At 42.0% G+C, this 1,746-nt stretch carries 2 protein-coding genes and 1 pseudogene; 1 reads left to right on the forward strand and 2 read right to left on the reverse strand.

Annotated elements, in window-relative coordinates:
• Nucleotides 1–271 (reverse strand): annotated as a pseudogene (locus tag ACLNCN_RS04565) (ATPase); the annotation flags it as partial.
• Between the two features lie 133 nt (nt 272–404).
• Between ACLNCN_RS04565 and ACLNCN_RS04570 the strand changes: the two are divergent.
• Nucleotides 405–1,154 (forward strand): lysophospholipid acyltransferase family protein, encoded by a 750-nt coding sequence (locus ACLNCN_RS04570; protein ID WP_150922531.1) that lies wholly within the window; start codon nt 405–407, stop codon nt 1,152–1,154.
• A gap of 43 nt (nt 1,155–1,197) precedes the next feature.
• On the opposite strand, the gene ACLNCN_RS04575 is transcribed toward ACLNCN_RS04570, so the two are convergent.
• Nucleotides 1,198–1,746 (reverse strand): alpha/beta hydrolase (locus ACLNCN_RS04575; protein WP_424844722.1); only part of this gene is annotated, 549 nt, incomplete at its 5' end.

Here is a 1,746-nt window from a genome sequence, read left to right on the forward strand (position 1 = left end):
CTACCATGTGTTTAGCCCGCAGCTCGGTCACAATACCAGAAAAGGCGTTAAAGCAGATAACAGCAAAGAAGACCAGATTGCTCCAAGCCTGCACAAAGGCTAGTGCCAAAGCAATAGCAAAGTTCAAAGCATTAAAAAGAGTAAAGACATTTCGTTTAACGATTTGCCAAGTGCTGGTACTAGCCGATGCGGTAAAATCATTGACCAAGCCCTTAGCCTGTCTTTCCTTGACTTCTATTTGGGTTAATCCCATAATCTTATTTTTATCCATAAATTCTATCATATCATTTTTTCTAAAAGAATTCTAATCTCATCCCAAATATGCACCTAGTCAAGGGAAAAAGTTTGCCAGCCCTCCTTTGATAAGGTATAATATTAACAAGAAAAGAATCGAAGGAGATCGCATGTTTTATACTTATTTACGTGGATTGGTTGTATTGCTACTATGGTCCATCAATGGCAATGCCCACTACCATAATACCGATAAAATTCCTAATCAAGATGAAAATTATATCCTGGTTGCGCCTCACCGCACCTGGTGGGATCCAGTTTATATGGCCTTTGCGACTAAGCCAAAACAGTTCATCTTTATGGCCAAAAAAGAACTCTTTACTAACCGTATTTTTGGTTGGTGGATTCGTATGTGTGGTGCCTTTCCTATCGACCGTGAAAATCCTAGCGCCTCTGCCATAAAATATCCTATCAATGTCCTAAAAAAAAGTGACCGCTCTCTCATCATGTTTCCAAGTGGAAGCCGTCACTCAAACGATGTTAAGGGTGGCGTAGCCCTGATTGCCAAAATGGCCAAGGTTCGTATCATGCCAGTTACCTACACAGGTCCCATGACTTTGAAGGGCTTGGTTAGCCGTGAACGTGTCGACATGAACTTTGGAAATCCAATCGATATTTCAGACATCAAGAAAATGAATGATGAAGGAATCGAAATGGTTGCAGACCGTATCCAAACAGAATTCCAACGTCTGGACCAAGAAACTAAACAATGGCACAATGATAAAAAACCAAACCCACTCTGGTGGTTTATCCGCATCCCTGCTCTCATCCTTGCCATTATCCTCGCTATCCTAACCATCATCTTTAGCTTTATCGCAAGCTTCGTCTGGAATCCAGATAAAAAGAGAGAAAACCTTGGTTAAATAAATACAACAATCCCTTGGCAAAAGCCAAGGGATAATTCTTTTACTTAATTTTCCATTTTTGGGCCAACCAGCTGGAAAAAGCTAAAAATCGCTCAACTACTTGTTCATGGTGTCCATAAGGATCAAAGACAAACTGACCGTTCGGATAGCGTTTCTGAAGACTGGTATGGATCTGCTCAGCATAGACTGGTGCTTGAGCCAAGCGATTAGTATGGTATGCTCCTTCTGTTTGACCATTCTGTAAATACAGCAAACAGTCCAAATTTTTCACATTTTCTGCCTTGCAGTAAGCCGCAAAATCAGGATACCAAAAGGAACCGCAGATCGAAAAGACACAGGAAACCTTGTCAAAGCTGAAAAGACTGTAGACTGCCGCCAAACCACCTAGTGAGTAGCCTCCATAAGCAAGGCGAGTTTCGTCCAGGCGATAAAGCGACTGCAACTTGTCTAAAAGACCTCCAAATAAATGATCATGATAGGCGTTGGCCTGACCTCCAAAATCTGGAGCTCCATCTCTCAGAGCTGATGTCGCCCAGGGAGTGTAGTCGTCTAAGCGATTTTTAGAGGTCAAGCCCACTAAAATCACAGA

It is taken from the genome of Streptococcus sp. CL8.13, assembly GCF_049737895.1.